The organism is Arthrobacter agilis, assembly GCF_006494655.1.
Lineage (GTDB): Bacteria > Actinomycetota > Actinomycetes > Actinomycetales > Micrococcaceae > Arthrobacter_D > Arthrobacter_D agilis.
Window position 1 is genome coordinate 30,396 of sequence record NZ_VHIM01000009.1, and the last position, 26,152, is coordinate 56,547.

The window sequence follows — 26,152 nt, forward strand, 5'->3', positions numbered from 1 at the left end:
CCGACCCCCTCAGTGAGAACCCCGAGTACCCCAAGGGGTTCTATCTTCGCGTCGTGGACGGGACGGCATGGCTCAGGGGCTATCGCTGCGATGACGAGTACGTGTTCACTCCCGGGCAACGGCTTGCCTTCCACCGACCCGCTGGCGACGTCGAGGACCAGGTATCGACGCCGGTCCTGCTGGACAGCGCAGGGGTGCGACGTCGTCGAGCACGCGGCACTGTTCGCCCCGGATCACCGCTGAAAGAGCAGGCACGTCGGGCAGCCGTCCGCGCTCAGCCACCCGACGTCGAAAGCCCTGATGGACCCGAGGATCAGCATGGGCCTGGCACTCGTCGGCGACAGGCTCCGCGTGCGCCGGGCAAATCCGCAGTCGTCGGACCTATCGATGGCCCGGGAACGGGCGTACGGTGATCCTCGGGCCGGCAACGGCGCCCGCCCTTTTCAGGAAAGGGAAACTCGTGAAACCCAAGCGCAGAACCCGCACTGTCTCATCCTCCGCCTTGTCCGTGGCAGTGCTACTGATCATAGGATCGGCACAGCCCGTCCACGCCGATAAGGGCGTTGATTCGGCGTTGCTTCGGAGTGCAGTGTCAGCTGAGAACATCACCCGTCATCTGGAGGAGCTCCAGGCGATAGCGGATGCCAATGATGGCAACCGTGCAGCAGGAACCTCCGGACATGTAGCCTCGGCCGAGTACATCGAGGCGCAACTGCAGGCCGCCGGATACGAAACAGGCCGACAGTACTTCACCTACCCGAGGTTCGTCGTGAACCTTGCGGTCCTTGCCCAGATGTCCCCGTCACCGACGACCTACACGTATTCCGACGATTTCCTGGGCATGACCTATAGCGGTGATGGAGATGTCACAGCGGCCGTGACTGCTGTCGATGTCAATCTCGCCGGTGACCGCGCGTCGACCAGTGGTTGCGAGGCCAGTGACTTCGAAGGCTTCCCTGCGGGGAATATCGCCCTGATCCAGCGTGGGACGTGCACCTTCTCGGACAAAACGGCCAACGCGGAAGCTGCGGGCGCCTCGGCGGTCATCATCTTCAACCAGGGGAATGTAATTCCTGATGACGACAGGCTAGGTGTCGTCGCCGGAACGCTGGACGTAGAAGGATCCGCCGTAGCCGTCGTGGGTACGTCCTTCGAACTCGGCGAGGAACTGGCGACGACCGAGGGAGTCGAGGTGCGGGTGGCACTGGACACCGGTGAAGAGGTCGTCGAGACGTTCAATGTCCTCGCCGATACTGCCGGGCGCCCCGACCGTACCGTCGTCGTCGGCGCGCACCTCGACGGTGTGTCCGAAGGCCCCGGGATCAACGACAACGGCAGCGGCAGCGCAGCGATCCTCGAAACAGCCGTCCAGCTGGCCGAACTCGGCATCACCCCCACCAACCGCACCCGGTTCGCGTTCTGGAGCGGCGAGGAGGACGGGCTGATCGGATCCGACTACTACGTGTCCCAACTGTCCCCCAGAGACATCAAGAATCACGCCCTGAACCTGAACTTCGACATGATCGCCTCGCCCAACCCCGTGCGGTTCGTCTACGACGGTGACGGTGGAGCGTTCGGTTCCAAGGGCCCCAACGGTTCCGACGTCGTCGAGGACGTCTTCCTCAAGTACTTCGCAGCACAGGGACTGGCGACTGCCCCCACGGAATTCGACGGGCGAAGTGACTACTTCGGGTTCATCGAGAACGGGATCCCCGCCGGTGGCCTGTTCACAGGAGCCGAGGGCATCAAGTCAGAGGAAGAAGCCGCAGTCTTCGGTGGCACCGCCGGTCGTGCCTACGACCCCTGCTACCACGCCGAGTGCGACACCATCTCGAACATCGACCAGGGGGTGCTCGAGGAGATGGCTGACGCGATCGCTCATGCAACCCTGACCTTCGCCATGACAACCTCGTCGGTGAAGGGAACGGCAAAGGGCGGTGGCGGAAAACCCGGAAAGGACTTCACCTTCAAGGGCAACCTCTCCCTCCGCTAAATCGGACCCGCACGCTGGAAGGGCCCCGGGCGCCAGGCCGGGGCCCTGCCTGCGCGGGGACGCACAGAGCGGGTTCGACGTCTGGAGATTCCATCCCGGGGCTGTTCCCGGTGCCGTCCGGGCGGAGTATAGTTCGCGGCACGGACCCCCATGGGACCGTAGGGAGCAGACCTGCGCTGGGCAGTGTCGTGGTTTGCAACCATTGCCGTGCGTTCGTCGGCGACCTGGAAGCAATCGCACTTCTAGAGATCGAGGCACGTTATGCGCAAGACATCACTACTCGGCGCTGCCGTCTGTGTTCTGGCCCTCTCCGGCCTGAGCACCTCTCCCGCATTCGCCGCCGGCCAGGTCGAGCGAGGACCTGCTCACGCGAATTCCATCTGTTCGTTCTCCGGCCTGAACGACACCCCTGACGCTGCCGCCCCTGAGGGCGGACGTGTCCAGTCCTACGGACAGATCGTGCGGCTAGGGCTGAAGGCTGAGGCAGGAAGCCCGGGAATGCTCTGCAACGGCCACCTCTTCCCCTTCCCCGAAGCCTTCCCACCAGAAGGTCCGTGACCGCCGCGAGCCGGGCCGACCTCCGGGCGGGCCAACACTGTCCGTCGCTTCGACTTTGACGTAGGTTCTTGACCATGGGTGCTCAGCAGCTCACTGTTTCGACTTCGGACGGCAGCCAGCTCGCCGTGACCCGCTGGCACGGGCCTGGGCCCGCCGTCGTCTTCCTGCACGCCGGCGTCGCCGACCGGCGATCGTGGACCGCTGTTGCGGAGGCGCTCGACAGCGACAACCTCGATCTGGTCTCGTATGACCGCCGCGGCTTCGGAGACACCCCAGCCGCAGCGGCCGCATCGTCCTTCACTCACGTGGACGATCTGCTCCATGTCATCGACGAGCTCGCCCTCGATCGAGTGCTGCTCGTCGGCAATTCGATGGGCGGGGCACTTGCTCCCGACACTGCGTTACTGCATCCAGGTCGCGTCGAAGGTCGCCGTGTTGTAGGACACGCCCGCGTCGGTGAGCATCTGCTCGACGTCGGTCTGACCGACGGACGCCTTGTCGTCGCCCGCAGCAGCGGTGTAAATGAAGTTCTCACCGGTGAGGCCCGTGAGCTCGGTGATGTCCCACTGCCCCGAAACGAGGAGTTCCGCGGCGAACAGATCGGGGTACTCGGCCGCCAGAGCCATGACCGTCATGCACCCCATCGACTGTCCGGTGCCGTAGACGCGGTCCTGGTCCACGGCGTACTCGCTCTTGAGGGATTCGATGAACCGCGCGGTCATCTCCACATAGGCGGTCGTGGTGAAATTGTCGTGGTCGTCGATGATGATCTCGGGGTACGACGGGACAACGACGATGCTCTCCTGCTTCGCCTGCTCTGCGGCACCGGCCCAGACCAGGGCCCCGTACTGGGACAGAGCCGCCGTCGGATCGTCGCCGGCGAGGCTGGAATCCGGGATGTACACCACCATCGGGTAGCCCTGGGATTCGTCGTAGTCAGCGGGCAGGTAGACGTTGTAGGTCAGCGTCTCGCCCGTGTCCGGGTCCGTCCACTCGACCTGATCGAAGTCCCCGGCGACCTCGGCCACGAGGGATTCGAGAGTCGGGCTTTCGGTCACCGTGCTCGTCGCTGTGCCGGCAGCACCTGCCGTGCTGGTGGTGGACTCGCCGGAGGATCCGGAAGTCGATTGTGCTGTGGCGCTGCTGGCGGGTTCGGAGGTCGTGCTGGTTGCCGACGTCGCGGCGGACGGGACCGACGAGGCGTCCGTGGTGCCGCAGGCAACAGAGCCGAGGAGGAGGGACGAAACGATGACGCCGGTCGCGACGGTACGGCGAAAGAAGGAGGTCGTTGAATTCATGTCTCTCACCGTAGGAACGCTCCCTAGCTCTGCTCTAGGTCCGGACTGTGGAACCGCTGTGTGAGCAGGCACGCTTTCCTGCGCGAGGTGCTCGGAAGCACGTCAGGACGCGTGCGGTCGACGCGTACCGGATGACGGCCGTTCATGGGTGAGCCTGGTGTCATGACTGGATTTTCTGCAACAGACGTCGCCGCCGAGCTCGCGCAGGTGGAGAAGCATTGGACACCGCGGGTCGTGGGTCGGGTGAACGATCAATACATCAAGGTCGCGAAGCTTCTCGGTGAGCTCGTCTGGCACTCGCACGATGATGAGGACGAGATGTTCCTCGTGATCGCGGGACACCTGCGGATCGAGATCGAAGGGCAGCCGCCCGTCGAGCTGGGCCCTGGTCAGTTCCACGTGGTGCCCCGCGGCGTACGGCACAACCCCGTGGCCCGGGAGGAAGTGCACATCATGCTCATCGAAACGGTCACGACCTCGCACACGGGAAGCATCTCCGTTGCAGGCTCCGTGCCGGTCGAGGAGCAGATCGCTCACCTCACCTGATCAGGAGTACGCCCCTGATGACGACCGCTCGGTACAGTGAAGCACCCCGTGGCGGTGCGCGTCGGTCATCGGCTACCGGATGCAGTGGGCCCTGCGGGGAGAAGCGAGATTGAGGAGAGCCATGTCCGATGAAGCTTCCGCACCCGACCCGCCGCGGTGGCGCGGACCCATGATCAGCCTCGGTCTGCTGGTGTTGGCCTTCGCGCTTCTGGCGTTCACGGGCGAGCCCCTCCTCCTCGCGACACCGATCGTTGTCGGGGGCTGGGCGGTGATGCACGTCCGGAGGAACGCGCTGTACTGGATCCCGCTTGTCCCGTGTCTTCTCGCGCTCCTCTTCTGGGTCTTCATCTTCGTGACGTCTTTGATCGGGGTCCTGGCGCACTGACCGACCGGCACGTCGAAGGACTCAGTCTGGTCACAGCTGTGTCAGATGTCGAGGATGGTGTTGCGGGCGTTCCCCGCCGGTGGAAGTGCTCGTGTGTCGAGGTAGACCCTGCCCGCATCGGCTCAGCCAGAAGCGGCTCGGGCGTCGTGCCGGGGAGTAGAGGAGTACGCCCCTGTCCTCCGCCGGGACGGGGCCCCGACGGAGGACGGGGCCCCCTCCGGGTGTCCCGGTTCCTATCGGCGCCCACCGCCGAGGAGCCCGAGTTCGACTGCCTTGGCAGCGCCGTCGGCTTCTGCCTGCGTCAGGGTTCCGTCGGCCACAGCGGCGTCGAGCTTCTCCTGGACGGCTGCGGAGCGCTCCCCCCGCCCCGCAGCCTCGAGCTCCTCCACAGCGGACCGGACAGTGGCTTCGTCGAGGTCCAGGGATTCGGCGAGGGAGCTGGCGACGGCGCTTTCGACCGCAGCGCGATCGGGCCTCTGTCCGTCGGCCGTGTCGACGGCGTCCCGCGCAGCGTCCTCGGCCGCCTCGAGTGCGTCGCCGACCGTCGCCTTGTCGAGGCCGAGCGCCGTCGCGAGATCACCTGCGTCGATACCTCCGCGGTGACCGTCTCCACCCCTGCCACCGTGCAGATGATCACCGTGCAGGTCATCACCGCGCAGATCATCACCGGGGGTGGCATCTCCGGTCGTAGCCTCGGCCGAGGCGGAGGGTGTGGCGCTCGGTGCTGGGATACTGGCCGCAGACGCTATCGAAGTGGCGCCGAAGCTGAGTCCGGCGGCGACTGCTGCTGCACCCGCGCCGAGTGCGAACTTTCTGGGAGTGAACATGATGTGTCGTCCTCACGTGCCGCTGGGCGGCCTAGATGATGGGCCCGCATGGGTCCGGTCCAGGGGGGCGGACCGGTTCACACTCTGGTGCGGGAAGGTATGCAGGTGCTGTTGCGAACCTGTCACGATGCTGTGAGGCGGAGCTGACGTCGCCGTCGGATCCATGAGTGGGCCGTACACCACCCGAGAACACGCCGGGCCGGAGGACGGAGGAGCCTCCCGACTGGCGTTGCACTATGAGTGCAGTATGCTGCACTCATGGATGAAGGTACGTCTGCCCTGGCGGCAGCGATCGGTACACGGGTTCGGCAGGAGCGGCAGGCGCGGGGGTGGACACTCGATCGGCTGGCCGAGGCGGCCGGAGTGAGCCGACGGATGGTCATCAATGTGGAGCAGGGAGCCGCCAATCCCAGCGTGGGCACCCTGTTGAGGATGAGTGATGCACTCGGCGTCGGGTTGCCGGCACTGGTCGAATCGCCCGAACCGAGAACGCTCGAGGTCGTCCGCAAGGGAGAGGGCCGTGCACTGTGGAGTGGGGAATTCGGCGGCCGTGGGACGCTGGTGGCCGGCACGGAATCGCCGGACGTGGTGGAGCTCTGGGACTGGACGATGGGACCCGGGGATCAGCACGCCAGTGAGGCGCACTCCCCCGGGACCAAGGAGCTGCTGCAGGTCCAGCACGGGTCGATCACCGTGGTGACCGCGGGGCAGTCGATACCCCTTGACACCGGAGATGCGCTGACCTTCCCGGGAGACGTCGCCCACTCCTACATCAATACGGGTACCGAACCGGCGCGATTCTCCCTCGCGGTTTTTGAGCCGGGCGTCGGATCCGGACACCGACCGGAGCCCACCCGATGACCGGCCCTCGCGCGCTTCAGGAGTTCCTCGACTGCGGCACGGTCGACGCCGACGTGTTCGCACTGCGGCCGGACTACCGCGCTGTTCTGCTCGCCGTCGACGGCATTGTGCCGGGCCCCAGCACCGAGCGGAGCGAGGCGCTGCTGGTGGCGGCAGAGGCATCGGCTCGTCGGGCACTCGCGGACCGGAGCGTGGAGGAGCTCGGGCACATTGCCGCGTGGCGGTCCGCGTACGCGTCCTTCGGCGCCAGGCCGCAGCGCACGCGCAACAGCTTGGAGGCGCTGATGCGCCGCGCCGCATCCGGGCTGCCCCGGATCAACCGTCTCACGGACCTCTACAACGCCATCTCGGTTCTCCACCAGGTCCCGCTGGGCGGGGAGGATCTCGCCGGATACGACGGCGCGCCGAGGCTGGTCCGGGCGGTCGGGACCGAGCCCTTCGACACTGTCGCAGGTGGTGCTCCGGCGATCGACTACCCCACGGCCGGCGAAGTCGTCTGGTGCGACGACACCGGAGTAACCTGCAGACGCTGGAACTGGCGCCAGGGGCGGCGCACCCAGCTGCGGGAGGGCACGTCCAGCGCGCTGTTCATCCTCGATGCGCTGGCCCCCATGAGTGACATGGCCCTGCGCGCCGCCGCTGATGACCTCGCCACACAGCTCCTGACCCTCGGCTCCGGTGTCGGCATCGCCACCCGCGTGATCGCCGCTGGGGCCACCCCTTCCGGGGGGACCTGACGTGACCGTCCACCCGCACGAGGCAGCAGCGCGACACAGCCGCCGGTTGTCCGTCCACGCTGACCGCGCGATCCGGAGCTGTCGGTCCGTCCCGGGAGACGGGCATTGACGGCCGCCGTCTCCTCCCACGGGCGGCGCGGTCCGGCTCTTCAGGTGCCGGCATGGGGGCTGGCTGTCACCGCAATGCTGTCGATCCAGCTCGGATCGGCGCTGTCGCTGGACCTGATCGCAGCCGTGGGCCCCGCCGGAACCGGGTGGCTGAGACTGAGCGTGGGCGCCCTCATTCTCCTGGCACTGGTCCGGCCGCCCCTGCGGTCCGTTCGCCGAAGCGATGTACCGACCCTGCTGGGCCTCGGTATCGCGACAGGCCTGATGTCCGTCGCCTTCCTGGCTGCGATCGAGCGCATCCCGCTCGGGACGGCCGTCGCCATCGAGTTCCTCGGCCCATTGACCGTCGCCGCGCTTCGCGGCCGCGGAGGGCGGGCACTCATCTGGCCCGTTGTCGCGCTGCTCGGAGTCGTACTGCTCACCGAGCCCTGGCACAGCGACTTCGATGCTGCCGGTGTCAGCTGTGCCGGCCTTGCCGCTCTGGCCTGGGCGGCCTACATCGTGCTCACGCAGCGGATCGGTGATCGTTTCACCGGGATTGGGACGCTCTCACTCACCGTTCCCATCGCGGCCGGCACCGCAGCGATCGTCGGAATACCGCAGGCTGCAGGACACATCACCCCCGCAATTCTCGCCGCCGCGGCCGGACTGGCCATCCTGCTGCCTGTCCTGCCGTTCGCGCTCGAGCTGCTCGCCCTGCGTCGCATGACCCCGACGGCGTTCGGGACCCTGATGGCCGTGGAGCCCGCGCTCGGCGTCCTGCTGGGGTTGCTGATCCTGCATCAGCAACCGTCGGCCGGTCAGGTTGTCGGCATCCTGCTCGTCGTCCTCGCCGGCGCGGCCGCGCAACGCCACGGCGACCGCGACCAGCAAAGCGTCGGACAGATGGACAGCCGCGCGTAGTCCGAGGTAGCCCTCCGACTCCGGTCCCGGCCTGGCCCGCTTCGTCCCCGAACACGGTGCGGGTCACGTCGTCGAGCCGGTCCCGTTGGCGGCCCGACCACCGCGCGGCGTCACCTTGAGCGCTACCGCAACCGATTGTCCTTCGCTGATGTGTTCCTGCCGGCGCACCATCGCTTTCACCGGGAGCACGTAGCCTCCTCGATAGGGCAGCATCGACGTCTCCCATTCCGTCGCTCCGATACGGACGGAGACGGGGATGGCGCCCCAGCCGTAGGTCGCGCGCGGGGCCTCAACACGGACATCGTCGCAGACGTCCTCAGGCACGATCAGCCAGTAGTACGGGGCCGGCCCCCTCCACTCGAACACCACCGCGCTGAACGTCTGTTCCATACCGGACAGGGTCCCGGTCCCGCATCGAAGCGTCAAGCACCTGGATCGCCCGAGGACAGCCGCCCGCTCGCCAGGCTCATCCTCCGCCGTTACCGGGTCGAGGACGGCGCTCTCACGCTGCCGGTGCGGGGAAGATGCTGTCGAGCTCGGCGAGGTCCTCCTCGCTCGGCGTCCAGTCCGCGGCCGCCGCGTTCTGCCGGACCTGCTCCGGCGTCGTGGCACCCGCGATCACGGAGCCGACGGACGGCTGGGCGGCGAGCCAGGAGAAGGCGACCTGGACCTCGCTGACACCGCGCCCGGCGGCGAAGGCCGAGTACGCCTCCAATTGATCCCAGTCCGCGGTCTCCAGCACATTCTGGCGCGAGTGCGTGAGCCGGCTGCCCTCAGGCACCTCGTTGCGCCGGTACTTGCCGGTCAGGAGCCCGTTGGCGAGCGGGAAGTAGGGCAGCACACCGAGCCCGTAGGCCTCGACGGCCGGCACCACCTCACGCTCGAGGCGCCGATCGAGCAGGTTGTAGGGGTTCTGCGCGGAGATGAACGGCGTGTAGCCGCCGTCGCGAGCTGTGAACTCCGCCTCGGCGATCTGCCAGCCCGCGAAGTTGGAGTGGCCGAGGTACCGGACCTTGCCGCTCGTGACGAGGTCGTCGAGGGCCGCGAGGGTCTCATCGATCGGCGTCAGGGTGTCGGGGGCGTGGTACTGGTACAGGTCGATCCAGTCCGTGCCGAGGCGTCGCAGGGAGGCCTCGGCTGCGCGGATGATGTAGCGCCGGGATCCCCGGGCGTTCCAGTCGGGCCCGTTGACGCCACCCATGTCCAGGCCGAACTTGGTGGCGAGTACCACGTCGTCTCGCCGGGAGCCGAGTGCCTTCCCCAGCTGCGCCTCGCTGACGCCCGGTTCCCTGCCGTACATGTCGGCGACGTCGAACAGGGTGATCCCCGCGTCGATGGCCGCGCGGACGACGGCGTCGGTCCCCTCCTGGGACTCGGAGGCCGTACCGGCCCTGCCCAGATTGTTGCAGCCGAGCCCGACGGTGGAAACGCTGAGCCCGGAGGTACCCAGTCTGCGATAGGTCATCATGGGTTCAACCTACCAAAGCAGTTGCCCCGGGCACAGAACCCGGGGCAACGAAGCGAGCGGACGACCGCGCGTGTCAGGCGAACCAGATACCGATCTCGCGCTGGGCGGACTCTGCCGAGTCGGAGCCGTGCACGAGGTTCTGCTGGACCTTGACACCCCAGTCACGGCCGAGGTCCCCGCGGATGGTGCCCGGTGCTGCGGCGGTGGGCTCGGTGGCGCCCGCGAGGGAGCGGAAGCCCTCGATGACGCGCTGGCCCTCGAACACGGCAGCCACGATGGGACCGCTCAGCATGAACTCGACGAGCGGTTCGAAGAACGGCTTGCCCACGTGCTCGGCGTAGTGCTCCTCGAGCAGCTCACGCGACGCGTGCACCTGCTTCAGCTCGGCGATCGTGTAGCCCTTCGCCTCGATACGGGACAGGATGGTGCCGGTCAGGCCGCGGGCCACGCCGTCGGGCTTGACGAGGACAAGGGTGCGCTCGGTGCTCATGGTTCTCCTAGAAGGTAGGGGCGCCACGGGACGGTGGCGCGGGTATCACAAACGACTCTACTAAACGGCGGGCCCTTCCTCGGGGTTGGCCCTTTCCCACTCGGCCTGGAGCCGGTCCCGCTCCACGTTCTCGCGGTCCACCCGTGCCCCCTGCCGGAGGCCGTAGAACCAGGTGAGCGCGAAAGCGAGGCCGACGACGAACATCGTAGGTTCGAGGAGACCCCCGGCGATGATGACGAGTTGCAGGACCCAGCCCAGGGCGATGCCCCACCGCTTCGTCAGGACCGCGCACGTCAGGATGAGGACGACGCCGAGGATCAGGCCAGAGGTCAGGATGACGGCCGGCGAGATCTCGTCGCGACGCAATCCGAAGACCGCGAGCGTCGCGAAGAACACCACGAACGCCTCGAGCAGCAGCACCGTCGAGGCGAACATGATCCTGGTGGATCGCCGCTTCTTCGGCATGCCCGGCCGCCACTCGCGCTGCGCTTTGGTCATGCGTCGTGCCATGCGTCGCCTACTTCCCTAGGAGCGTGCGGGTCTCGCCGACCACGGCGATCGAGCCGGTCACGAGGATGCCGCCCGCAAGGTCGTTGTTCTCCTCGGCCTTCATGACGGCCCACTCCAGGGCGTCGTCGAGCGCCGGGAGGATGGTGATGTTCTCCTCGGCGAACCCGGCGGACAGGGCCGCCTGCAGCAGATCCGCGGCCGGGACGGAGCGCGGTGACGTGGACTGGGTGAGGCACACGTCCTCGAGGATCCCGCCGAGCTCCTCGTGGAGTTCCGCGAGCATCCCGTCGGCGTCCTTGTCCTGCAGCACCCCGATCACGAGGACGAGGCGGGAGAAGTCGAAGGCCTCCTTGATGCCCTTCGCCGCGGCGCGGGCACCGGCCGGATTGTGCGCTGCGTCGACGATGATGCTCGGCGCGGTACGCACGACCTCGAGGCGGCCGGGCGAGGTGACGGCACGGAGGCCGTTGCGCACGAGCGTCGTGTCCAGCTCCCGGTCCCCTCCCCCGAGGAAAGCCTCGACGGCGGCGACCGCGACGGCAGCGTTCTCGGCCTGGTGCTCGCCGTGCAGCGGCACCAGCAGCTCGCCGTACCGGCCGGCGAGGCCCGTGAGGGACACGACCTGCCCGCCGACGGCGACCGTCCGCGATTCGACCCCGAACTCGACGCCCTCGAAGCGGAACTCCGCCCCGACCTCGCGGGCGCGCTCGAGCAGGGTCTGCGCGGCGTCCCGCGGCTGGATGGCACTGACCAGGAAGGCCCCGGGCTTGATGATCCCGGCCTTCTCGAGCGCGATGTCCTCCACCGTGTCGCCGAGCAGCTCGGTGTGGTCGAGGGAGATCGGGGTGACCACGGCTACCTGGCCGTTCCCCACGTTGGTGGCGTCGGTGATGCCGCCCAGCCCCACCTCGATCACGCCGACGTCGATCGGCTCGTCGGCGAAGATCGCGAACGCGAGGATGGTGACGCACTCGAAGTACGTCAGGCGCGGTTCCCCTGCGACAAGCAGTTCGCCGTCGACGATGTCGAGGTAGGGCTTGATCTCGTCCCACACGCGGACGAATGTCGCGTCGCTCACGGGCACGCCGTCGATGCTGATGCGCTCGGTGACGCGGGACAGGTGCGGGCTTGTGAACCGTCCGGTCCGGAGATCGTGCGCCAGCAGGATGCTCTCGATCATCCGCGCCGTCGACGTCTTGCCGTTGGTCCCGGTGATGTGGATGATCGGGAAGGCCTTGTTCGGCTCCCCTAGGATCTCCATGACCCGGTGCAGCGGCGCCATGCGCGGCTCCATCCTGTTCTCGGGCGCGCGGCTCAGCAGGTCCGCGTAGACGCTCTCCACGGAGAAGCCGTCGGCCCCGAATCCGTTGCTGGTCGCGTCGGCCGGCGTGCCGCCCGTCTCGCTCGTGTCACTCATGGTCCTGCTCCTGCTTCCCGACGGAGATGCTGAATTCGGCGCCCGAGGCTTCGTCCGCGACGATCCGGAGGTCGGTGGTGAGTGTCTCGGCCCGGATGAGGGCCGCGTTCGCCTCGAGGGCCCGTACGTGCTCCGGCGCCACGGCGATCCTGGTGGTGATGCGGTCGCTGATGTCGAGGGCCGCGTCACGCCGCGCCTGCTGGATGGCACGGATCGCGTCGCGTGCCGTCCCCTCCGCCGCCAGCTCCTCCGTGACCTCGGTGTCGAGGACGAGGAATCCCCCGCCCGGAAGCACGGTGACCGCCTTCGACGTCGCATCGTTGCCCTCCACCACGGTGTCGAGCGTGTACTCGTGCGGCTCGAGGGCGAGCCCGCCCGCGATCACGCCGCCGTCGTCGTGCACCGCCCAGTCGCCTGACTTGGCGGCCTTGATCACGGTCTGGACGTTCTTCCCGAGGCGCGGCCCGGCAGCGCGCGCGTTGACGACGAGCCGCTGCGAGATCCCGAACTCGGCGGGCTCCGCATCGGCGGAGTCGACGAGCCGCACACCCTTCAGGTTCAGTTCGTCGGCGATGATCGACGAGTACTGGCCGGAGAGGGTGCGGGCACCGGGTGCGACGACCGTCAGTTCACGCAACGGCAGGCGCACGCGGAGGTTCGCGGCCTTGCGCAGGCTCGAGCCGACGGAGCACACCTGGCGCGTCCGGTCCATCTGCTCCACGAGGTCCGGAGCCGCAGGGAACGACGCCGTGTCCGGCCAGTCGGTGAGGTGTACCGACCGCCCACCGGTCACTCCGCGCCAGATCTCCTCGGTGACGAGCGGCAGCAGGGGCGCCGCGGCCCGGCAGACCGCCTCCAGGCAGGTGTAGAGGACGTCGAACGCGTCGCTGTCCTCCTCGAAGAACCGCTGGCGGCTGCGGCGCACGTACCAGTTGGTGAGCGTGTCGAGGTAGCGGCGCAGCGACTCGCAGGCATCGCTGATGGTGAAGGCGTCGAGGGACGCCGTCAGGTCACGGACCAGGTTGCCGGTGTTCGCCAGGATGTAGCGGTCGATCGGCTCGCTGAGCTGGGCGGCGGCGTCGGCCGTCACGGTCTTCGCCTCGTAGCCCTGCCCGCCGTTCGCCGCGTTGGTGTACAGGCTGAAGAAGTGCCACACGTTCCAGAGAGGCAGGATGACCTGGCGCACGCCGTCGCGGATGCCCTGCTCCGTCACCACGAGATTGCCGCCACGGAGTATCGGCGAGGCCATGAGGAACCAGCGCATCGCATCAGAACCATCGCGGTCGAAGACCTCGGAGACGTCCGGGTAGTTGCGCAGGCTCTTGGACATCTTCTGCCCGTCGGAGCCGAGCACGATCCCGTGGCTGATCACGTTCCGGAACGCCGGGCGGTCGAACAGCGCCGTGGACAGGATGTGCAGCATGTAGAACCAGCCGCGCGTCTGGCCGATGTACTCGACGATGAAGTCGGCAGGATTGTGCGTGTCGAACCACTGCTCGTTCTCGAACGGGTAGTGCACCTGGCCGTAGGGCATGGAGCCGGAGTCGAACCAGACGTCCAGCACGTCCTCGACGCGGCGCATGGTGGACTTTCCTGTGGGGTCATCCGGGTTCGGGCGCGTCAGCTCGTCGATGAAGGGGCGGTGGAGATCCACCTCACCCTGCTTGTTCAGCGGCAGCCGGCCGAAATCGGCCTGCAGCTCGGCGAGCGACCCGTAGACGTCGGTGCGCGGGTACTCGGGATCATCGGACTGCCACACGGGGATGGGGCTGCCCCAGAAGCGGTTGCGGCTGATGGACCAGTCGCGCGCGTTGGAGAGCCACGTGCCGAACTGGCCGTCCTTGACGTTCCCCGGGATCCAGGTGATGTCCTGGTTGAGCTCCACCATCCGGTCGCGGATCTTGGTGACCTCGACGTACCAGGAGGACACGGCGCGGTAGATCAGGGGGTTGCGGCAGCGCCAGCAGTGCGGGTAGCTGTGCACGTAGCTGGCCTGCCGGACGAGCCGTCCCTCGGACTTCAGCACGCGCGTGATGTGCCGGTTGGCCTCGAAGACCTGCAGCCCCACGATCTCGGACAGCGGACCGCGCCCGAACATGGGCAGGAACTTCGCGCCCTCGTCGACCGAGAGGATCACCTGGATGCCGGCGTCCTCGCAGACCTTCTGGTCCTCCTCGCCGTAGGCGGGCGCCTGGTGCACGAGCCCGGTGCCGTCTGTCGTCGTGACGTAATCGGCCACGAGGATGCGGAACGCGTTGCGGTACCCGCCCTCCTCCGGGTCGGCGAGATAGTCCCACAGCGGCTCGTAGGTGAGTCCCGCCAGCTCGGCCCCGACGTGCCGGGAGGTGATGGCCTCGCGGGCAGCGGCGGCGTCGGCGAAGCCGAGGTCTTTCGCATAGGAGCCGAGGAGGTCCTCGGCGATCAGGTAGCGGCCCGCCTTCCCGTCACGTTCGGCGTCCACGACGACGTAGGTGATGTCGGGTCCGACGGCGAGCGCAGCGTTGGTGGGCAGCGTCCAGGGCGTGGTGGTCCAGGCGAGGGCCTGCACGCCGGCGAGGTCCTTCGACAGCTGGGAGTCATCGGCGAGGAGCGGGAAGGTCACCGTGACGGTCTGGTCCTGGCGGTCCTGGTATACGTCCTCATCCATGCGGAGTTCGTGGTTGGACAGCGGCGTCTCGTCGTTCCAGCAGTACGGCAGCACACGGTAACCGTTGTAGGTGAGGCCCTTCTGGTGCAGCGTCTTGAACGCCCAGAGGACGGACTCCATGTACTCGGGGTTGAGCGTCTTGTAGTCGTTGTCGAAGTCCACCCAGCGGGCCTGGCGCGTCACGTAGTCCCGCCACTCCCCCGCGTACTTCATGACGGACGCGCGGGCGGCGTCGTTGAAGTTGTCGATACCCATCGACACGATCTGCTGCTTGTCCGTCATGCCGAGCTGCTTCATCGCCTCGAGTTCGGCGGGCAGCCCGTGCGTGTCCCACCCGAACCGCCGCTCCACGCGGTGCCCGCGCTGGGTCTGGTACCGGCCCACGAGGTCCTTCGCGTAGCCCGTGAGGAGGTGCCCGTAGTGCGGGAGGCCGTTGGCGAAGGGAGGCCCGTCGTAGAACACGAACTCGTTGGAGCCGTCCACGCCGGCGTCTCGGGCGTCGATCGAGGCCTGGAAGGTACCGTCCTGCTGCCAGTAGCGCAGCACGCGCTCCTCGAGCTCGGGGAAGCGCGGGGACGGGCCGTGCGCTGAAGGTGCGCCCGTCTCGTCGGGGGACACGGCTTTGGGGTAGATCTGCGGCATGGGTCTCATTCTGTGGACGGCGGCGTAGGTGGAGCAGGAGTCCTGCCGTGAGGACGGGACCCCGATCGGCCCGCCGCCGGTTGCCTGACCGGCCGCGAGGATCCGGGACCCGCGGTACCACCTCACTTGCCGCCGTCGTCCGCGGTGCCGCTGATCACGTCACTCGCAGCCGGGGCCGCCGCTCGTTCAGGCTGTGACGGGCCGTCCCGTCCGGTTCTACGGGCCGCCGGGGAGGCGGCCTTTCTTCCGGAAGCTCACCGGTGATGGCCGGGTCGAAGCTGGTGTGCCAAGTCTAGCCCGGGGCCGAATTGCTTGTCGAAAGGCCACCGCGCGCAGGGCGCGGTGCGGAAAGACGTTGTCGGAACGGGGCGCAGTTGGCAGGCTGGGGACGGCACCCGACAGCAACAGGATGGACACCCGCATGCCGACCAAGGCTCTTCCCACCGCATCCGCGCTCGATACGGCCCGCCTGCTGCTGGGAGTCTTCCTTCCCACCATCGCCAAAGGTCCCATCATCAGGCGCCCGTGGGCCGTCGGACTGGCGGCACGGCTGGACCTCGACACGAAGTCCGTCGACCTCGTGCGCGCCATCCATGGGAAGTACCCGGACGGCCCGCTGATGCTGAGGGTGCCGATCCGACGGCAGGCCGTGGTCCTGGCGCCCGGCGACGTCCACACCGTCCTGGCGCAGTCGCCGGACCCGTTCTCTCCGGCCAGCAGCGAGAAGCGCGCCGCACTCTCCCACTTCCAGCCCCACAACGTGCTCATCACGCGCGGCCCGGAACGGACCGTCCGCAGGGCGCTGCAGGAGCAGGTCCTCGACACCGACAGCCCCGTCCATCATCTGGCCGACCGGTTCGTCCCGGTGGTCGAGGAGGAGATGGGGTCCCTGCTGGCCTCTGCCACCTCCACCGGTTCCCTCCCCTGGGGGGACTTCCTCGACGCGTGGTACCGGGTGGTGCGCCGTGTCGTGTTCGGCGATCACGCGCGTGATGACACAGAGCTGACCGCCCTGATCATCCGGCTGAGGAAGGACGGCAACTGGGCATTCCTGAAGCCGGTGCGGAAGGCGACGCGACGGCGCCTGCTGCAGCGCATCGGCGAGGAGCTCGCACGCGCGGAGCCCGGGAGTCTCGCCTCCGTCATGGCGGCGGCCCCGACAGCGGACGGCGTGGATCCGGTGCAGCAGGTACCCCAGTGGCTGTTCGCCTTCGACCCTGCGGGGATGGCGGTGTTCCGAACCCTGACGGTCCTCGCCTCCCATCCCGGGGCGATGGCCGCCGCGCGTACCGAGGCCGACGGCGACACGACGGGGCGCCGCGTCCTCCCCTACCTGCGCGCGGCCGTCCTCGAGACCCTGCGCCTGTGGCCGACGACGCCGATGATCCTGCGTCAGACGACGGCGCCCGTCGAGTGGCCGGCAGGTCTCATGCCGGACAGGTGCGGCGTCCTCGTGTACGCACCGTACTTCCACCGCGACGAGCGGAACCTGGCGAACGCCCACGCCTTCGCTCCCGAGCGGTGGCTGACTCAGGAGGACGACGGATGGCCCCTCGTGCCCTTCAGCGACGGTCCCGTGGTGTGCCCGGGCAGGCACCTGGTCCTGCTCGTCACGAGCGCGGCCCTGGCCACGCTGGTCAGCGACACCGACTTCACGGTCGCGGCGGGCCAGGACCTCGACCCCGGGCGGCCGCTGCCCGGGACCCTCGACAACTACTCCGTCACGCTCGGGGTGGCTCCCCGGGCGGCAGCAGCATCCTGAGCGAGGACGGCTCGACGACAACGGTCACGGGAAGCGGTCCCACCAGCTCCCCGTCCGCGTACGCGTTGAGGGGCCGGTCGGCCGCGATCTCCACGCTCGTGCCGCGCTCGACGGTGATCCCGGGCCGGTCGAGGTGACGTCCCCCGTAGGAGAGCAGGAAGGTAATGACGACGTTCGCGATCGAGGACCGTCCGAGGGCCACCACGTCGAGGAGTCCGTCGTCGATCTCCGCACCCGGACAGATCCGAAGTCCGCCGCCGTACCGGCCGCCGTTGCCGACCGCCACGAACCAGCCGGTCACGCGCCGTTCCTGCCCGTCGACCGTCACCGTGAAGGTGACCTCGCGCCAGGCGCGGAAGGCACGGATCCCGCCGTACAGGTAGACGAGCGGTCCGAGGTTCCACCGGGTGGCGTTGCCGTACTCGTTGGCGACGGCATCGAAGCCGACATGCGCGACACCGAGGAACGGACGTCCGCCGACCAGCCCGACGTCGACGGTCCGAACCTCCCACGTTGGCATCGCGCGGACGGCGCGCACCGGGTCGAGGGGAACCCCGAGGCGGCGGACGGTGTCATTCCCGCGCCCGCCCGCCAGGGGCACCAGGAGAGCACCGGACACCCTTGTACCGGCCGCCACGGCGCCGAGGAACCCGTCACCGCCGAGCGCGACGACGACGCTGCCGCTCGGAGCGTTCCGCGCGTAGGCGGTGGCCTCGGCGGGACTCGCCGTCCGGACCACCGACACCTCGGCACAGCTGCGAAGGAGGGCGCGCTCGACAGCAGGGGCACGGCGGTCCGCCCTGCCCCTCCCGGCGGTCGGGTTGACCAGCAGGAGAACCGGCACTGAGGTCAGGCTGGGCATGGGAGCGTCAGCGGCGCAGGACCTTGTGATTGGCTGCCTGCGCCAGGGGTCGCAGCACCAGCTGATCGATGTTCACGTGATGTGGCGCGTTAAGCGTGAACGCCACGGCGTCGGCGACGTCCTCGGCCGTGAGCGGGAACGGTACGCCGTTGTAGACGCTGTCCGCCGCGTCCTGATCGCCGCCGAGCCGGTTCAGTGAGAACTCCTCCGTGTGCACCATGCCCGGCGACACCTCGACGACCCGGATGTTGTGCTCCGCTTCCTCGAGGCGCAGCGAACGGGCCATCGACTGCTGGGCGGCCTTGACGCCGCAGTACCCGGCGCCGCCCTCGTACGCCGCGAGGGCCGCCGTCGAGGTGAGGAACAGGATGCTGCCCTGCCCGCCGTCACGGAGTGCCGGGAGGAGCGCCCTGGTCATCCGCATGCTCCCGAGGACATTCACGTTGTACATCCACTCCCAGTCCTTCGTCACCGCATCGGCCACGGGGTCGGCACCGAAAGCACCCCCGGCGTTGTTGACGAGGGCATGGACAGGACCGGCAGCGGAGACCTCGGCGGCGAAGGCGTCCACGGACTCCTGGCTCGTCACATCGAGGGTCATGGGGACGGCGCCGGTCTCGTCGGCGAGCGCCTGCAGCCGGTCGGCGCGACGCGCCGCGGCGATCACCTCCCACCCGCTGCTGCGCAGGGCGCGGACGGTCGCTGCGCCGATACCGGAGCTGGCTCCGGTGACGACGGCGCGGAGGGCGGAGGGGGCGGGATCTGCGGGCGCACCGAGCGGCGGCTGGGAGGAAGTCATGGGGCCACTGTAGCGAGGCACGCGAGGCTGCGTAGGGTGCCGATACGGCGGTCGCGGCCCCTGAGCGCCCCGCCGGTGCCCCTGCGGCGATGGGGCGGACTCCGGGTCACGGCCCTGCCGGTGACCCGGGCCGCCGTGGACGACGCCGACGACGGGCCCGGCAGGTCGGCTCTCAGCGGGAGGCCCGGTCGACGCGTCGGCGCGTGAACCGGACGAGCCCGGACATGACCGCCTTCACCCAGGCCTTGTCCAGCGTTGCCCCGGCGTCCTGAATGGCGGCGTTCCAGAGGCTGTCGTTGTACGTGGGATAGGCGTGGATGACACCTGCGAGGTCGCGCGTGGTCAGCTTTTGCCTGACCGCCAGCGTGAGTTCGCCGAGCGACTCCCCCGCGCGCGGGCCCACGATCGTCCCACCCAGGATCCGCCCGCCCCGTCCGATGACCAGGCGCGAGAAACCGGGTTCCTGGCCCTCCGTGATGGCGCGGTCGCTTTCGGCGTGGCGGACCGTGGAGATGCGCGTCCCCCGCCCTACGGCCGTGGTCGGTCCCACGGCGGCCACCTCGGGTGAGGTGTAGGTGACCCGGGGAATGGTCCCGGGGACGGCGCGGCGTACCCCGAGGACGGCGTTGGAGGCGGCGGTGCTCGCATGGAACCCCGCAACGTGGGTGAAGTGGGGATGCTGCGTGACGTCCCCGGCGGCCCAGACCGTCGGGGCGGACGTCCGCATCGCCGCGTCGACGATCACGGACCCGTGCCCGTCGAGGTCGACGCCGACCTTCTCGAGTCCGAGGCCTTCCGTCCGGGGATTCCTGCCGGCCGCCACCAGGATCACGTCCGCGGGGTGCAGCGAGCCGTCGGAGGCATGGACCCGCACATCCGCCACGCACCCTGCCGACCGCCGCCGTATCGACCTCGACCCTCGACGTGCCGGTCTGCTCCAGGATGGTCACGCCGTCGTGGCGCAGACTCTCCCGGACGATCGCCGCTGCCTCCCGGTCCTCCTTCGGGAGGATCTCCGAGCGCACCAGCATGGTCACGCGGCTGCCGAGCCGGCCGAAGGCCTGCCCGATCTCGCAGGCGATCGGTCCACCCCCGATGATCACGAGCCGCGACGGCAGCTCCGCCAGGTCCCAGATGGTCTCGGACGTGACGTACCGGGCGTCGCCGAGACCGGGAATCTCCGGGAGGAACGGTTCGCTGCCCGTGGCCACGAGGGCCTGCCGGAAGCGGACGGTGACGCCGTCGAGCTCGGCGGTGCCGGATGCGGTGAAGCGCAGCCTCCCGGATCTCACCTCCACTCCGGCGGCTTCGAGTGTCTCCGGCGCGTCATCCGGTTCGATGGTGGTGATGGCGGCGGTGATCCTGGTCCGCACGGTGCGGAAGTAGTCCTCGTCGGTCTCGTCGTGCACGCGCCGGCCGGCCGCCGCGGACAGGAGGGTCTTCGAGGGCACGCATCCCGTCCACAGGCAGTCACCACCCGTCCGCGAGCGCTCGACGAGGACCGTCCGCGCGCCGAGCCGCGCTGCCGTGCGCGCACCGACGATCCCTGCAGTCCCCCCGCCCACGACGAGGAGGTCGATGATGTTTTGGGAACTCTTCATGCTGCACCTTTCCACGGCCGAACCGGACCCGATGGCGGACGCCTAGGCTGGTTGCCGGCCGACCCCACCAGTTCTCCACCCAACTGTCCACCCAACTCTCCATCGAACCTACGGAGGTAGGACCATCGCCGAGAAGTACAACCGCTTCGCACCCTTCTACGACGCACTGTCCGGGGAGTTTCCCGTCTACCGCGCCGGCCGTCTCCTCGCCGTCCGCGATCTCGACCTCGCGGAGGGCGCCCAGGTCCTCGACGTCGGCTGCGGGACGGGGCTCAACTTCGGCCTCCTGCAGCGGGCTGTCGGACCCACCGGGTGGATCGTGGGCATCGACAGGAGCCCGCAGATGCTCGCCCGTGCCCGCCGGAAGGCGGAGCGCCGAGGCTGGTCGAACGTCATCCTGATCGAAGGAGACGCGACGACCCTTTCCGTCGAGAAAGTACGCGAGGCGGTCCGGGCCAGGGGCGGACGGGGGTCGAGCGACGCCGCCCTCGCGACCTACGCCCTCTCGCTCATGCCCGGGTGGGAGCACGCCTGGGAACGGATGAAGCACCTCGTCCGCCCGGCAGGAACGCTGTCCGTCGTGGACATGCAGGAGCCGCAGGGTGCGTTCGCCGTCTTCGGGCCGCTCGCGCGCCTCGCCTGCCGGTGGGGAGGCGCAGACATCACCGCGGCACCCTGGCGGGGCGTGGAGCGGGACTGCGTCGCTGTCCGGACGGCCTCCGCGCGCGGTGACCATCTGCAGGTCAGGACCGGACGACGCCCCTGACCCACCGCCGACACGTCAGTGGGGCCGACACGCCCCGGAGACGGGAGCGCTCCTCGGCCCCCGCGCAGCCAGTAGGCTGGCGAGCGACGTGGCCCCGAGGCCAGGAGAGGACGGCTCACCCATGAAGAAACTGGACCGCGAGTCACTGCGCGATTCCCTCCGGACGCAGCTGTGGCCGGTGCCGCTGATCGCCGTCGTGCTCGCCGTCGCCCTCGGGCAGTTCATGCCGTTCCTCGACCACATCATCGACGGCAAGCTGTCACCCCTGGTCTCGGGTTTTCTGTTCGGCGGCGGACCGGAGGCGGGCCGTTCGCTGCTGGAGACGATCGCCAGCTCCATGATCACGGTGACGTCCCTGACCTTCTCCCTCACGGTCGTCACGCTGCAGCTCGCCAGCAGCCAGTTCTCACCACGACTCCTCCGGACCTTCACCAGCGACCGGTTCGTCCACAACACCCTGGCGTTGTTCCTCGCGACCTTCTCCTACGCGCTGACGGTGCTCCGCAGCATCCGCGTCGAGACGAGCGCCGGCTCCGGGTTCGTCCCCGAACTCGCGGTGACCCTCGCGTTCCTCCTGACGCTCGCGAGTGTCGTCGGACTCGTCCTGTTCCTCGCCCACCTCGCGCGGCAGATCCGCGTCGAGACCATGCTCCGCGACGTCCACCGCGCGAGCGACCACACCCTCGATCGCATCTTCCCCCGCGACCGGCGCCCGGCAGGCAGGACGCAGCCCCCGGTGTCACCGGGAGCGACGATCACGATCGACACCTCGGGATTCCTCCTCGGGATCGGTCGGGGCACCGTTCTCGCCGCGGCGAAGAAGGCGGACGCCTTCGTGATGGTCGATTCCATCCCCGGCGACTCCCTGGTGTACGGCATGCCCTTCGCCCGCGCCTGGGCGCTGGACGGCTCGCCACTCGAGGCATCCCGCCTCGCCGGTCTCCAGGGGGACCTCAACGACGCCGCACGGATCGGCTTCGAGCGGACCTCGACGCAGGACGTGGCCTTCGGGCTCCAGCAGCTGCTCGACGTCACGAACAAGGCGCTCTCCCCCGGCGTCAACGATCCCACGACCGCCGTGCACGCACTCAGCCACGTCTCCGCCGTCCTGTGCGCCGTGGGCAGGCGCAGCACGGGGCCCGAGACACTGCAGGACGACGACGGACGGCCCCGGGTGGTCCTGACCTACCCCACAGCGACCCAACTCCTCGATCTCGCCATGGACCAGGTCCTCACCTACGCGTTCTCCGATCCCCGGACGGCAGCACGCACCCTGCAGATCCTGGAGGAAGTCTTCACGACCGCGTCCCCCGACTCCATGGACGACCTCCGGCCCGCGCTCCTCCGGCAGGCGCGTCGATGCCGGGCCGCCATCGAGGCATCGGATCTGGAGGACAGCATCCGTGCCCAGCTCCTCGACACGATCGACGAGCTCGAGCAGACACACGCCTGACCGTCGGGCCGGGTCCACGGTCCGCTGCCACCGGTGTCCGGTCGGCCGGCGGCGCGGACCGCGAGCTTCCGCGGGTAGGGAACAATGGGGTCATGGCCGATACGACCCAGGGCACAGACACGCCCTCCTCCCAGACCGTTTCCGTTCCCGACAAACCCGCCCTCGAGGGCCTCGAGGAGAGGCTGTCCCGCCAGTGGCGTGAGGACGGCACCTACGCCTTCCGCCGCGACACCACGCGCGCGGACGTCTACTCGATCGACACCCCGCCGCCCACGGCGTCCGGGTCGCTCCATGTGGGACACATGTTCTCCTACACGCAGACCGACGTGATGGCGCGCTTCAAGCGCATGAACGGTGCCAACGTCTTCTACCCCATGGGCTGGGACGACAACGGCCTGCCGACCGAGCGCCGCGTCCAGAACTACTACGGTGTCCGCTGCGACCCCTCCGTCCCCTACGACGCCGGGTACCGCCCACCCGGCGAGCCCGCCAAGAACCAGCGGGACTTCGACGCCGTCTCCCGCCGGAACTTCATCGAGCTCTGCGAGGAGCTGGCGGTCGAGGACGAGCTGGTCTTCGAGAACCTCTTCAGCACGCTGGGGCTCTCCGTGGACTGGGACCTCACCTACCGGACCATCGACGACACGTCACGCTCGGTGTCGCAGCGAGCGTTCCTGGAGAACCTCACGGCCGGCGACGCATATCTGGCCGAGGCGCCGACCCTCTGGGACGTGACGTTCCGGACCGCCGTCGCACAGGCCGAGCTGGAGGACCGCGGGCAGCCCGGCGCGTACCACCGGATCGCCTTCCACGCGCCCGATGGCTCGCAGATCCACATCGAGACCACGCGGCCCGAACTCCTGCCCGCGTGCGTGGCCCTCGTCGCCCACCCCGACGACGAGCGGTACAAGCCGCTGTTCGGCACCACCGTGACCTCCCCCCTGTTCGACGTCGAGGTGGAGATCAAGGCGCACCCGCTCGCCAAGCCCGACAAGGGCAGCGGTATCGCGATGATCTGCACCTTCGGGGACCTCACCGATGTGACCTGGTGGCGCGAACTCCAGCTGCCCACACGCGCCGTCGTGGGCCGCGACGGACGCGTCCGGTCCGAGACACCCGAATGGATCGCCACCGAGCGGGCACGGGAGAGCTACGCGCAGGTGGCCGGCAAGACCATCTTCAGCGCGAAGGAAGCCGTGGTCGCGATGCTCCGGGAGAGCGGCGACCTCGACGGGGAGCCGAAGAAGATCACCCACCCGGTCAACTTCTACGAGAAGGGCGACAAGCCCCTCGAGGTCGTGACCAGCCGCCAGTGGTACATCCGCAACGGCGGGCGCGACGCCGGCAGGCGGGAGGCCCTCATCGAGCGCGGGCGCGAGATCGAGTTCCACCCGGCCTTCATGCGCTCACGCTACGAGAACTGGATCGAGGGACTCAACGGCGACTGGCTGGTGTCCCGCCAGCGCTTCTTCGGCGTCCCGGTACCGGTGTGGTACCGGCTCGACGCCGACGGCGAGCCCGAGTACGACGCGCCGATCGTGCCGTCGATGGACGCCCTGCCCGTCGATCCCGCGGCCGAACCCGCACCGGGCTTCGAGGAGTCGGCGCGGAACCAGCCCCACGGCTTCATCGGTGACAGCGACGTCCTGGACACCTGGGCCACGTCCTCCCTCACACCGCAGATCGTGGGCGGCTGGGCGCGGGACGAGGACCTCTTCGGGAAGGTCTTCCCCTTCGATCTGCGCCCCCAGGGTCACGACATCATCAGGACCTGGCTCTTCTCCACCGCCGTGCGCGCCGACGCGCTGCAGGATTCCGTGCCGTGGAAGCACGCTGCGCTCTCGGGCTGGATCCTGGACCCCGACCGCAAGAAGATGTCCAAGTCCAAGGGCAACGTGGTGGTCCCCACTGACGTCCTCGAGCAGTTCGGTGCGGATGCCGTGCGGTACTGGGCAGCCTCGGCGAAGCTCGGTGCCGACACGGCCTACGAGATCAACCAGATGAAGATCGGCCGACGGCTCGCGATCAAGCTCCTGAACGCCTCGAAGTTCGTGCTGAACCTCGGGGTGACGGAGGCGTCCATCGGTGCGGGGTCGCTCGACCGCATCTCGAACGCCCTCGACCTCTCCCTGCTCGCGCAGCTGCGCACCGTCACGGAGCAGGCGACCGCCGCGTTCGGCAAGTACGACTACGCCCGGGCCCTGCAGCTCACGGAATCGTTCTTCTGGACCTTCACGGACGACTACGTGGAGCTCGTCAAGGACCGGGCCTACGGGGATGCGGGCGACGCCGGCACCCAGTCTGTGCAGACCGCGCTGGCGACGACGCTCGACGCCCTCCTGCGCCTCTTCGCGCCGTTCCTGCCCTTCGCGACGGAAGAGGTGTGGAGTTGGTGGCGTGAGGGTTCGGTGCACCAGGCCGCGTGGCCGTCGGCTGACGCCCTCCGCGACCTCCCGGAGACGGCAGACGCCGGGATCCTCACCTCGGTGGCGCTAGCGCTGGGCGGTATCCGCAAGGCCAAGTCGGAAGCCAAGGTGAAGCAACGCACCGAGGTCGAGACCGCCGTCGTCACCGCTCCGGCGGTGCAGGTGGAGCAGGTGCGCGCGGGCCTCGCCGACCTGCTCGCCGCAGGCAATGCGCGGAACCTCCGCCTCGCCGAGGGCGAGGGAACCCTGGCGGTCTCCGACGTCGAGCTGGTGCCGCAGCCGGCGGAGTAGCAACCGCACGCAACCACAAAGGGACCCGCCGGTCGATGAACGGCGGGTCCCTCTGTGGTTCAGGCGAGCGGAGTCAGTCGAACGAGGGGCTCGAGGTGCGCGAGCGCTTGAGCTCGTAGAACTCGGGGAACTCGGACATCAGGACGGCTCCGTCGAAGATCCGGCCGGCGGCCTCGCCCCGCGGGATCTTCGTGAGCACGGGCCCGAAGAACGCGGTGCCGTTGAACGCCACCACCGGGGTGCCGACCTCGTCACCCACGCGGTCGATGCCGTCCTGGTGGGAAGCACGCAGCTGGCGGTCGTACTCGTCCGTGTGCGCGTATCGGGCGAGGTCCGCCGGCAGGCCCACCTCGTCGAGCGACTCGCGGATGACGACGTCGAAGTCCTTGTTCTGTCCGATGTGGATGCGCGTGCCCATCGCGTCGTAGAGCTTCTTGACGTACTCCTCGCCGTGGAGCTCGCGCGCCGCGATGATCACCCGGACGGGACCCCAGCCCTTCAGCATGGTCTCCTGGTACTCCTCCGGCAGATCGCGCCCCTCGTTGAGGACGGACAGGCTCATGACGTGCCAGTCCACCGAGATATTGCGTACCTGCTCCACCTCGCCGATCCAGCGTGAAGTGATCCACGCGAAGGGGCAGAGGGGATCGAACCAGAAATCAGCCATTTCGGGGGCAGCGGACTCGCTCATGCAGTACTCCTTCAGACGTGGGGAAGGCCAGCAGGCCTTTTCCGGTGCAACCCGCCGCGTCCGTCCGCTATTCCGCCCGGATTGGTGCAGCGCACGCCGAGGCGGTCTAAT

21 protein-coding genes and 3 pseudogenes are annotated in these 26,152 nt (G+C 68.7%); 11 read left to right on the forward strand and 13 right to left on the reverse strand.

Features of this window, described 5'->3' with window-relative positions:
- The first annotated feature begins 589 nt into the window (after positions 1 to 589).
- Both FJV46_RS13510 and FJV46_RS15815 read left to right on the forward strand, forming a co-directional pair.
- Positions 590 to 1,993, forward strand: coding sequence for a M28 family peptidase (locus tag FJV46_RS13510; RefSeq protein WP_232008393.1), 1,404 nt, complete (start codon positions 590 to 592; stop codon positions 1,991 to 1,993).
- 632 nt (positions 1,994 to 2,625) lie between these two features.
- Positions 2,626 to 3,216, forward strand: a pseudogene (locus tag FJV46_RS15815) (alpha/beta fold hydrolase); the annotation flags it as partial.
- Here FJV46_RS15815 and FJV46_RS13525 read toward each other — a convergent pair.
- Positions 3,109 to 3,849 (reverse strand): annotated as a pseudogene (locus FJV46_RS13525) (carboxylesterase family protein); the annotation flags it as partial. The pseudogenes FJV46_RS15815 and FJV46_RS13525 sit on opposite strands and share 108 nt — an antisense overlap.
- Before the next feature lie 162 nt (positions 3,850 to 4,011).
- On the opposite strand from FJV46_RS13525, the gene FJV46_RS13530 reads away from it, so the two are divergent.
- Both FJV46_RS13530 and FJV46_RS13535 read left to right on the forward strand, forming a co-directional pair.
- Positions 4,012 to 4,395 (forward strand): cupin domain-containing protein, encoded by a 384-nt coding sequence (locus tag FJV46_RS13530; RefSeq protein WP_087026482.1) that lies wholly within the window; start codon positions 4,012 to 4,014, stop codon positions 4,393 to 4,395.
- Between the two features lie 121 nt (positions 4,396 to 4,516).
- Positions 4,517 to 4,780, forward strand: a complete 264-nt coding sequence (locus FJV46_RS13535) for a hypothetical protein (protein WP_126130597.1) — start codon at positions 4,517 to 4,519, stop codon at positions 4,778 to 4,780.
- Between the two features lie 233 nt (positions 4,781 to 5,013).
- On the opposite strand, the gene FJV46_RS13540 is transcribed toward FJV46_RS13535, so the two are convergent.
- On the reverse strand, positions 5,014 to 5,607 hold the full coding sequence (locus FJV46_RS13540; protein ID WP_087026488.1) for a hypothetical protein: 594 nt from the start codon (positions 5,605 to 5,607) through the stop codon (positions 5,014 to 5,016).
- A 258-nt stretch (positions 5,608 to 5,865) separates the two neighbouring features.
- Between FJV46_RS13540 and FJV46_RS13545 the strand changes: the two genes are divergently transcribed.
- From FJV46_RS13545 to FJV46_RS13555, 3 genes are all read left to right on the forward strand, one after another.
- Entirely contained in the window at positions 5,866 to 6,468 is a 603-nt protein-coding gene (locus FJV46_RS13545; protein WP_087026767.1) for a helix-turn-helix domain-containing protein, read from the forward strand.
- Positions 6,465 to 7,205, forward strand: coding sequence for a B3/B4 domain-containing protein (locus tag FJV46_RS13550; protein WP_087026491.1), 741 nt, complete (start codon positions 6,465 to 6,467; stop codon positions 7,203 to 7,205). Before FJV46_RS13545 ends, FJV46_RS13550 begins: the two co-directional genes overlap by 4 nt.
- A gap of 183 nt (positions 7,206 to 7,388) precedes the next feature.
- Positions 7,389 to 8,216: an EamA family transporter gene (locus FJV46_RS13555; RefSeq protein WP_087026494.1), complete on the forward strand. Its 828-nt coding sequence runs from the start codon at positions 7,389 to 7,391 to the stop codon at positions 8,214 to 8,216.
- Between the two features lie 63 nt (positions 8,217 to 8,279).
- Here FJV46_RS13555 and FJV46_RS13560 read toward each other — a convergent pair whose 3' ends face one another.
- The 6 genes from FJV46_RS13560 to ileS all read right to left on the reverse strand — a co-directional run bounded on the left by FJV46_RS13560 (position 8,280) and on the right by ileS (position 15,399).
- Positions 8,280 to 8,606 (reverse strand): DUF1905 domain-containing protein, encoded by a 327-nt coding sequence (locus tag FJV46_RS13560; protein ID WP_087026497.1) that lies wholly within the window; start codon positions 8,604 to 8,606, stop codon positions 8,280 to 8,282.
- A gap of 112 nt (positions 8,607 to 8,718) precedes the next feature.
- Positions 8,719 to 9,684, reverse strand: coding sequence for an aldo/keto reductase (locus FJV46_RS13565; protein ID WP_087026500.1), 966 nt, complete (start codon positions 9,682 to 9,684; stop codon positions 8,719 to 8,721).
- Positions 9,685 to 9,757: 73 nt separating this feature from the next.
- Positions 9,758 to 10,174, reverse strand: coding sequence for a nucleoside-diphosphate kinase (gene ndk, locus FJV46_RS13570; protein ID WP_087026503.1), 417 nt, complete (start codon positions 10,172 to 10,174; stop codon positions 9,758 to 9,760).
- A gap of 60 nt (positions 10,175 to 10,234) precedes the next feature.
- The gene (locus FJV46_RS13575; RefSeq protein ID WP_232008394.1) at positions 10,235 to 10,684 is read right to left on the reverse strand and encodes a DUF4233 domain-containing protein; all 450 of its coding nucleotides are present in this window, start codon (positions 10,682 to 10,684) and stop codon (positions 10,235 to 10,237) included.
- 7 nt (positions 10,685 to 10,691) lie between these two features.
- A complete protein-coding gene (locus FJV46_RS13580; protein WP_087026505.1) occupies positions 10,692 to 12,101 on the reverse strand; it encodes a bifunctional folylpolyglutamate synthase/dihydrofolate synthase in 1,410 nt (469 codons plus the stop codon).
- Complete coding sequence (gene ileS / locus FJV46_RS13585; protein WP_087026508.1) at positions 12,094 to 15,399, reverse strand: isoleucine--tRNA ligase; 3,306 nt, start codon at positions 15,397 to 15,399, stop codon at positions 12,094 to 12,096. Before ileS ends, FJV46_RS13580 begins: the two co-directional genes overlap by 8 nt.
- A 412-nt stretch (positions 15,400 to 15,811) precedes the next feature.
- Between ileS and FJV46_RS13590 the strand changes: the two genes are divergently transcribed.
- The gene (locus FJV46_RS13590) at positions 15,812 to 17,152 is read left to right on the forward strand and encodes a cytochrome P450 (RefSeq protein WP_087026511.1); all 1,341 of its coding nucleotides are present in this window, start codon (positions 15,812 to 15,814) and stop codon (positions 17,150 to 17,152) included.
- On the opposite strand, the gene FJV46_RS13595 is transcribed toward FJV46_RS13590, so the two are convergent.
- The 4 genes and pseudogenes from FJV46_RS13595 to FJV46_RS15780 all read right to left on the reverse strand — a co-directional run.
- Positions 17,112 to 17,996 carry a diacylglycerol/lipid kinase family protein gene (locus tag FJV46_RS13595; protein WP_158250111.1) on the reverse strand — a complete coding sequence of 295 codons (885 nt, stop codon included), beginning with the start codon at positions 17,994 to 17,996 and terminating at the stop codon, positions 17,112 to 17,114. The genes FJV46_RS13590 and FJV46_RS13595 overlap by 41 nt on opposite strands.
- Before the next feature lie 25 nt (positions 17,997 to 18,021).
- A complete protein-coding gene (locus FJV46_RS13600) occupies positions 18,022 to 18,813 on the reverse strand; it encodes an SDR family oxidoreductase (RefSeq protein ID WP_087026517.1) in 792 nt (263 codons plus the stop codon).
- A gap of 172 nt (positions 18,814 to 18,985) precedes the next feature.
- Complete coding sequence (locus tag FJV46_RS15425; RefSeq protein WP_204840880.1) at positions 18,986 to 19,696, reverse strand: oxidoreductase dimerization domain-containing protein; 711 nt, start codon at positions 19,694 to 19,696, stop codon at positions 18,986 to 18,988.
- Positions 19,697 to 19,757: 61 nt separating this feature from the next.
- Positions 19,758 to 20,414, reverse strand: a pseudogene (locus FJV46_RS15780) (FAD-dependent oxidoreductase); the annotation flags it as partial.
- A 166-nt stretch (positions 20,415 to 20,580) separates the two neighbouring features.
- On the opposite strand from FJV46_RS15780, the gene FJV46_RS13610 reads away from it, so the two are divergent.
- From FJV46_RS13610 to valS, 3 genes are all read left to right on the forward strand, one after another.
- The gene (locus FJV46_RS13610; protein WP_232008685.1) at positions 20,581 to 21,180 is read left to right on the forward strand and encodes a class I SAM-dependent methyltransferase; all 600 of its coding nucleotides are present in this window, start codon (positions 20,581 to 20,583) and stop codon (positions 21,178 to 21,180) included.
- Positions 21,181 to 21,301: 121 nt separating this feature from the next.
- Positions 21,302 to 22,633 carry a DUF2254 domain-containing protein gene (locus FJV46_RS13615; RefSeq protein WP_232008395.1) on the forward strand — a complete coding sequence of 444 codons (1,332 nt, stop codon included), beginning with the start codon at positions 21,302 to 21,304 and terminating at the stop codon, positions 22,631 to 22,633.
- A 92-nt stretch (positions 22,634 to 22,725) separates the two neighbouring features.
- Entirely contained in the window at positions 22,726 to 25,350 is a 2,625-nt protein-coding gene (valS, locus tag FJV46_RS13620; RefSeq protein ID WP_087026523.1) for a valine--tRNA ligase, read from the forward strand.
- A 73-nt stretch (positions 25,351 to 25,423) separates the two neighbouring features.
- Here the strand turns inward: valS and FJV46_RS13625 are convergent, their stop codons facing one another.
- The gene (locus FJV46_RS13625) at positions 25,424 to 26,041 is read right to left on the reverse strand and encodes a mycothiol-dependent nitroreductase Rv2466c family protein (protein ID WP_087026526.1); all 618 of its coding nucleotides are present in this window, start codon (positions 26,039 to 26,041) and stop codon (positions 25,424 to 25,426) included.
- Positions 26,042 to 26,152: the final 111 nt, after the last annotated feature.